General features: G+C 61.4%; 6 protein-coding genes. 5 read left to right on the top strand and 1 reads right to left on the bottom strand.

What is annotated here, in order from left to right; genetic code table 11:
* Nucleotides 1-30 precede the first annotated feature (30 nt).
* Both QZV93_RS07465 and QZV93_RS07460 read left to right on the top strand, forming a co-directional pair.
* The gene (locus tag QZV93_RS07465) at nucleotides 31-789 is read left to right on the top strand and encodes an ATP-binding protein (RefSeq protein ID WP_295557341.1); all 759 of its coding nucleotides are present in this window, start codon (nucleotides 31-33) and stop codon (nucleotides 787-789) included.
* Complete coding sequence (locus QZV93_RS07460; RefSeq protein WP_295557264.1) at nucleotides 786-1478, top strand: response regulator; 693 nt, start codon at nucleotides 786-788, stop codon at nucleotides 1476-1478. The genes QZV93_RS07465 and QZV93_RS07460 overlap by 4 nt, the downstream gene beginning before the upstream one ends.
* A gap of 192 nt (nucleotides 1479-1670) precedes the next feature.
* Here QZV93_RS07460 and QZV93_RS07455 read toward each other — a convergent pair whose 3' ends face one another.
* Complete coding sequence (locus QZV93_RS07455) at nucleotides 1671-2789, bottom strand: helix-turn-helix domain-containing protein (RefSeq protein ID WP_295557262.1); 1119 nt, start codon at nucleotides 2787-2789, stop codon at nucleotides 1671-1673.
* A 171-nt stretch (nucleotides 2790-2960) separates the two neighbouring features.
* On the opposite strand from QZV93_RS07455, the gene eat reads away from it, so the two are divergent.
* From eat to eutC, 3 genes are all read left to right on the top strand, one after another.
* Nucleotides 2961-4412, top strand: a complete 1452-nt coding sequence (gene eat / locus QZV93_RS07450; RefSeq protein ID WP_295557261.1) for an ethanolamine permease — start codon at nucleotides 2961-2963, stop codon at nucleotides 4410-4412.
* A gap of 79 nt (nucleotides 4413-4491) precedes the next feature.
* Entirely contained in the window at nucleotides 4492-5880 is a 1389-nt protein-coding gene (locus tag QZV93_RS07445) for an ethanolamine ammonia-lyase subunit EutB (protein ID WP_295557259.1), read from the top strand.
* Between the two features lie 13 nt (nucleotides 5881-5893).
* Entirely contained in the window at nucleotides 5894-6706 is an 813-nt protein-coding gene (gene eutC, locus QZV93_RS07440; protein ID WP_295557257.1) for an ethanolamine ammonia-lyase subunit EutC, read from the top strand.
* Nucleotides 6707-6747: the final 41 nt, after the last annotated feature.

Below are 6747 nucleotides of genomic sequence, written 5' to 3'. Positions count from 1 at the left end.
ATCGCCATTGAGCGGACGCGCCTTGTCGAAATGGCCGCCAAGGCCGCCACGGCCGCGGAAAGCGAGAGACTGCGTAATGCCCTGCTTACATCGGTCTCGCACGATCTCCGCACGCCACTGGCTTCGATCCTCGGCTCCGCGACGAGCTTGCGCCAGCTTGGCGACCGCATGGATGGCAAGGACCGCGCAGATCTTCTTGCCACGATCGAGGAGGAGGCAACGCGCCTCTCGGCTTTCGTCGCGAACCTGCTTGACATGACGCGTCTCGAAGCCGGAATTCTCGACATTCGACGCGATTGGGTGGACTTACGCGATGTCGTGAGCGGCGCCACTGCACGGGCAGCCAAACTATTTCCTGACCGCCGGATTGAGAGTCAACTCGACCCCGATCTTCCGTTCGTCCGTGGTGATGCGGCGCTCCTGGAGCAGGTGGTGTTCAACCTGCTCGACAATGCGCATAAATACAGCCCGGCGGGCTCTGTCACCAAGGTTTCCGCACGCCGCTCGGCCAGAGGAATCGAAATCGTCGTTGCCGACCAGGGGAGCGGAATCCCGGCGGATGCGTTGAGCAAAGTGTTCGACAAGTTCTATCGTGTCTCGGGCAGCGACGGGCGCGCGCCCGGAACCGGTCTGGGCCTCTCCATCGCAGCAGCAATTGTCTCGGCTTTGGGTGGAACGATCTCCGCGCATAGCCCGCTCCTCGAAGGCAAAGGCACCGCGATCACGATCATGCTTCCGGCGGACGCCGGAGGCGTGCCGGGCACGGACATGGCAAGGGGCGAAACATGAGCGGCGCGCGCATCCTGGTGGTCGACGACGAACCGCAGATCCTCCGGTTTCTAAAGCCCAGCCTCGCCGCCGCCGGCTACGAGGTCATCGCGGCCACGAACGGCAAGGAAGCACTCGCCGCGGCCGCCACACGCTCTCCCGACGCTATCCTGCTTGATCTCGGGCTCCCGGACATGGACGGAAAGGACGTCATCCGCGAGCTCAGGACATGGTCCAAGACTCCAATCCTCGTTCTTTCTGCGCGCGATCAAGAGTCCGAGAAGATCGCCGCCCTCGACCTCGGTGCCGACGATTACGTCAACAAGCCCTTCGGAATCGGTGAGCTCACCGCGCGCCTTAGAACGGCGTTGCGCCATGCGGCTCAGCAGGCCGCCGAGCAAACCGCGATGCAGGCTGGACCTCTCGTCATCGACATCCTGGCTCACCGCGTCACGCGCGACGGCGAGCCCGTGAAGCTAACGCCGAAGGAGTTCGATCTGCTCGCGATCCTCGTGCGCAATGCCGGCCGGGTTCTGACCCACCGCCAGATTCTGACCGCGGTTTGGGGGCCGGCCCACGCGGAGGATTTACAGTATCTGCGCGTGTTCATCGGCCAGCTCCGGCAGAAACTGGAAACAGACCCGGACACGCCGGCCCTCATCACCACCGAATCCGGCATTGGCTATCGCTTGAACGTGTGGACGTCCTGATCCGATTTGTTCGAACCACGCCTGCAGATACCAACGTTTCGCAATCTCGATTGCCAAGCCGACGTCCGCTATTGGGACCGACCGCCAGCCAGCTTCTGTCCTTCCTGTGCCGCGGCGACGGTCCAAAGCCCGCCATTTGGAATTGCGGATTTGCGCACTATTGGCGAATTGCCGGATCCGATGGGGACCAAATCAAAGACCCTTCATCCCGTGCGCCGGGCGGTAACGCCTAAAAGCTTCTGACGGCAGCTCTCCGAACATAACGTTGTAGTCACGCGCAAAGCGTCCAAAATGCCAAAAGCCCCAAAGCGCAGCTGCCTCTGCGACGGAGCCCGCGTGTTTTATGGCGCGGCGCGCGCCATTCATTCGAACAGCTCGCAAATAGGCCGTGGGCTTGAGCCCAAGCGTCTCCTGGAACGACTGCTGCAGTGCCCGGCGGCTGATGCCAAGTGTCCGACAAAGCTCTTCCACGCTCGCGTAGCGATCTGGAGAGTCTACGACCAGTTCCCGTGCCTCCCGCACAACGCGCGCTCGCTTCGCCGGCGAGATATCTGACTTTTCGCTTCCAGCGCCGGAGAGGGCCGTCACGACGGCATCGGTCACATCTCGCGCCATCAACGACAAACGCAAGGGATCGATGGCACACTCCGAGCTCTCCGCAAGAACCTCGCATATATCCCCGAAAGTGCGGCGCATGTGGCAGGCTGCTCTCGGCTCGACCGGGCGCAAGTGGGGATATAGGAGCGTCGACAGCACCGTTTCCTGCTGGTCCGACGTGAAGGCGCCGTGCAGATCGCTCTCGGCCAGCACGAAGCCCGCTATATCCAAACCTCTAGGAGAGAAAAAATCGAAGGAATCCTTTCCGGAAAAGACATGCAGTTGGGTGCCGTCGCAGTGCTGCCCGCAGAATGTTGCATTGCCGCACAACGCAATCGGCACCCCCACTGCGATCGAGCCAGACGGCAGATGTCCCCTCTGATGCAGCGCGTTGCTGGTGACTTCCCGGAACAACAGCACCCCATCGAGCTGAGCTTCCAGAAACGCTCCCTTGAAAGGTCCTGCAGAAATCTGATCGTAGGTCTGGTTCCAACCGCGCAGCAGGGCCGCCTGCTCGTCAATGTCACGCGTGCTGGCGGCGTGAAGTGCAGCCGCCTTGCCGCCGGTCGGGGCCATTGAAGCGTGGCGATCAGACAAGGCCACCATGCGCGGCATCCATACGAGCAACCAAACTGCCTCGCGCACCGTCACATTCAACTTAAGTCGAGGACGGACACGACGTGCCGAAATTGGATAGACGGCATAGTAGCGCATGACTAGCGTCAGCCAAATAAGAGATTGAATAGTCGGCGTGCCCCCCGGCGAATTCTGAAAGCAGGCATCTTGCAGGTTGCACCGTGACCGGACCGGAATAGCCCCGTCCGAACGATCCATGCTGCGTTGCAAGACAATCAAAACAATAACAAGCAACACAAGAGGATCGCTATGGAGCCCACATCCACAGGACATGGTGGCATCGAATACGAGAAGGTCGATCAGTCCTATTTCGAGCATAGGCAGCTGAAACGAGGCGCGGCGGGGTGGGTCCTGCTGGTCGGGCTCGGCATCGCCTACGTGATCTCCGGCGACTATGCCGGCTGGAACTTCGGACTCGAGCAAGGCGGCTGGGGCGGCTTGATGATAGCCTCTCTGCTGATGGCGCTAATGTATACCTGCATGTGCTTTGCCCTGGCGGAGCTGGCGACCATCGCGCCGACCGCGGGCGGCGGCTACGGCTTCGCGCGGCGCGCATTCGGACCGTGGGGCGGCTTCCTCACCGGCACGGCGATCTTGATCGAATATGCCATCGCGCCGGCGGCGATTGCGGTGTTTATCGGCGGTTATGTGAAGTCGCTGTTCGAGCTCGACATCTCGCAGTGGGTGATCTCGGCATCTTTCTTCGGCGTGTTCCTCGGTATCCATATCTATGGTGCCGGCGAGGCGTTGCGCCTGATATTCGCCATCACGGCACTGGCCGTGATCGCTCTCGTTGTTTGGATCGTAGCGATGGCACCATTCTTCGACAGCAGCAAATGGTTCGATATCGCGGTGAACCCGGAGGCGACAGGCGCCTCGCCGTTCCTGCCGTTCGGTTATCTCGGGATCTGGGCGGCCATTCCGTTCGCGATGTGGTTCTTCCTCGCCATCGAGGGCGTGCCGTTGGCGGCGGAGGAGTCGACCGATCCCAAGCGCGACCTGCCACGCGGGCTGATCGGCGGGATATTCGTGCTGCTCGCCTTTTGCGCCCTGATCATGATTTTCGGGCCCGGCGGCGTTGGCTCGGAGGCGCTGAAAACCAATACCAATCCGCTGGTGGCGGCGCTCGAGCATCCTGCCACCTACGGGGGACCAACGTGGGTGTCGAAGTTCGTGAACTTCGTGGGCCTCGCGGGCCTCATCGCATCGTTCTTTTCCATCATCTATGCCTATTCCCGGCTGGTGTTCGCCATGTCGCGTGCCGGTTATTTGCCGCGCGGTCTGTCGTTGACGAACGCGCGCCAGTCACCGTGGGTGGCCCTGATCGTGCCTGGTATTGTCGGCTTCCTGCTGTCCCTCACCGAGCAGGGCGACCAACTCATCCTGATGGCCGTGTTCGGGGCGACGATCTCGTACATCCTGATGATGGCCTCGCACATCAAGTTGCGATTTGCCGAGCCCAATCTGCCGCGGCCGTATGCGACGCCGGGTGGCGTGTTGACATCCGGGATCGCTCTCGTGCTGGCCAGCATCGCCCTGGTTGCGGTGTTCCTCACCGACAAGACCATGGACCTGTTCGGTCTGCACATCAGCGTGGCGGCGTTGTCGGCGATCGCTTATGCGATCTTAGTCGCCTACTTCGCCTTCTATAGCCGCCACCATCTCGTTGCCGCCGCCCCTGGCGAAGAAGAACCGGTGTAAGAGTAGGACGACGAGCGGCCCTCCCATCCGCGAGGGCCGCTCTCTCACATTATGAGACACCAGTCTAGGGAGGATGGCGATGCGATATTCGCAATCGGTCGGCAGCCACAGCTACACGTTCGATGGACTGCGCGAGCTGATGGCCAAAGCCAGCCCCGCGCGCTCCGGCGACTACCTAGCGGGCGTGGCGGCAGGTGACGACGAGGAGCGGGTGGCGGCGCAGATGGCGCTGGCGGACGTGCCGCTCAAGACTTTCCTCGAAGATCACGTCGTGCCGTACGAAAGCGATGAGGTGACGCGCCTCATCGTCGATGAGCACGACGCGCGGGCGTTTCAGCCCGTCGCACATCTAACGGTCGGTGCATTCCGCGACTGGCTGCTGTCGGACGCTGCCAACGAGAAATCCCTGGCGGCGCTGGCTCCGGGATTGACACCGGAGATGGCGGCGGCGGTGTCAAAGATCAGCCGCATCCAAGATCTCATCCTGATCGCGCAGAAGTGCCGGGTGGTCACGAAGTTCCGCAACACCATCGGTCTCAAGGGACGCCTATCGACGCGTCTCCAACCCAATCATCCGACCGACGACCCTACGGGGATCGCCGCCAGCATCGTTGACGGCCTCATGTACGGTAACGGCGATGCCGTGATAGGGATCAATCCGGCCACCGATAGCATTGCAGCCGTCACAACGCTCATTGAGATGCTGAACGAGGTCATCCAGCGCTACAACATTCCAACTCAATCATGCGTGCTGACGCACGTGACGACCAGCATCGAAGCGATCAACCGGCGCGCGCCGATCGATCTCGTGTTTCAGTCCATTGCCGGAACGGAAGCTGCAAACAACAGCTTCGGCGTCAATCTTTCGGTTCTCAAGGAGGGTTTCGAGGCTGCACAAAGCCTGCAGCGCGGCACCGTCGGCAACAATGCCATGTATTTCGAGACCGGACAGGGCAGCGCTCTGTCGGCTAACGCACATCATGCCGTCGATCAGCAGACACTCGAGGCACGAGCCTATGCGGTCGCACGGAAATACAAGCCATTGCTCGTCAACACCGTCGTGGGATTCATCGGTCCGGAGTATCTTTACGACGGGCGACAGATCATTCGCGCCGGGCTGGAGGATCATTTCTGCGGCAAGCTTCTGGGCGTCCCGATGGGGTGCGATATCTGCTACACGAACCACGCCGAGGCCGACCAGAACGACATGGATGCCCTACTAACGATGCTTGCCGTTGCGGGGATCACATTCATCATGGGCATCCCCGGATCAGACGACATCATGCTCAATTACCAGACGACATCGTTCCACGATGCGCTGTACGCGCGGAAGGCTCTGGGACTCAAACCATCGCCGGAGTTCGAGGACTGGCTGCTGAGCGTAGGCATCTTCGAGAAGGGCGACGCGTTGAAACTGGCCGACACGCTGCCGACGTCATTTCAGCGCGCACTTGCGCATCTTCACTAGATCGGGAGGGTTCATGTCAGAGGACAGCAAGCCGATCGTCGTTCCTAACCCGTGGGACAAGCTTCGGCGATATACGCCCGCGCGCATCGCTCTTGGCCGCGCCGGCACCAGCCTACCCACCAAGGCACACCTCGAATTTCAGCTCGCACATGCGCGGGCGCGCAATGCCGTGCATCACGAGCTTGATGTGTCGGCACTTGAGACCTCGCTCAAAGCGCGGGGATTGGCGCCCCTTGTTCTGCACAGCGCAGCTACAAACCGTCCCATGTACCTTCAGAGACCCGACAAGGGCAGGCGCTTGGATGAGCCCTCACGGCAAGGGCTCGTAAAAATGGCACACGGCGAGGGCGGATACGATGTCGTATTCGTAATTGGGGATGGTTTGTCTTCGTTTGCCATCGAGGAGAATGCCGCGCCGTTTCTCGACGCGATTTTACCTTCTCTTGCGGATCAGAAGTGGCGCCTAGCGCCTCTCGTGATCGTGCGCGAAGCCCGTGTCGCGGTGGGTGATGAGGTGGGTGAGCTCTTGGGTGCGAGCATGGTGGTGGTGCTCATCGGCGAACGGCCGGGCCTCAGCTCTCCCGACAGCATGGGCATCTACATGACGCTCGAGCCGCGGGTGGGACTTACGGATGAAGCCCGAAACTGCATCTCGAACGTGCGCCGCGAAGGGCTAAGGTACGACCTCGCGGCCCACAAGCTGCTCTATCTCATGACCGAAGCCCGCAAGCGCGGCCATTCCGGCGTCCATCTCAAAGACGAGGCGGAGACGCCGTCGAGTGCATTGCCGACAGGGCATAAAAGCTTTCTGATCGAGTCGAGCTGAGGCACCGAACACGTGCGCGACCGCGCAGCGGCGGCGCCCCC

Origin of the sequence: uncultured Hyphomicrobium sp. (assembly GCF_902826555.1) — a bacterium.
In the GTDB taxonomy this organism is placed as follows: domain Bacteria; phylum Pseudomonadota; class Alphaproteobacteria; order Rhizobiales; family Hyphomicrobiaceae; genus Hyphomicrobium_C.
The sequence above is the reverse complement of the archived record's forward strand: the minus strand, read 5'-3'. Positions and strand labels throughout refer to the sequence as shown.

What these genes read in the sequence shown, in the direction of transcription:
- eat (WP_295557261.1), top strand. Translation starts at nt 2,961, where the DNA reads ATGGAGCCCACATCCACAGGACATGGTGGCATCGAATACGAGAAGGTC.
- QZV93_RS07460 (WP_295557264.1), top strand. Translation starts at nt 786, where the DNA reads ATGAGCGGCGCGCGCATCCTGGTGGTCGACGACGAACCGCAGATCCTC.
- eutC (WP_295557257.1), top strand. Translation starts at nt 5,894, where the DNA reads ATGTCAGAGGACAGCAAGCCGATCGTCGTTCCTAACCCGTGGGACAAG.
- QZV93_RS07445 (WP_295557259.1), top strand. Translation starts at nt 4,492, where the DNA reads ATGCGATATTCGCAATCGGTCGGCAGCCACAGCTACACGTTCGATGGA.
- QZV93_RS07455 (WP_295557262.1), bottom strand. Translation starts at nt 2,789, where the DNA reads ATGCGCTACTATGCCGTCTATCCAATTTCGGCACGTCGTGTCCGTCCT.
- QZV93_RS07465 (WP_295557341.1), top strand. Translation starts at nt 31, where the DNA reads ATGGCCGCCAAGGCCGCCACGGCCGCGGAAAGCGAGAGACTGCGTAAT.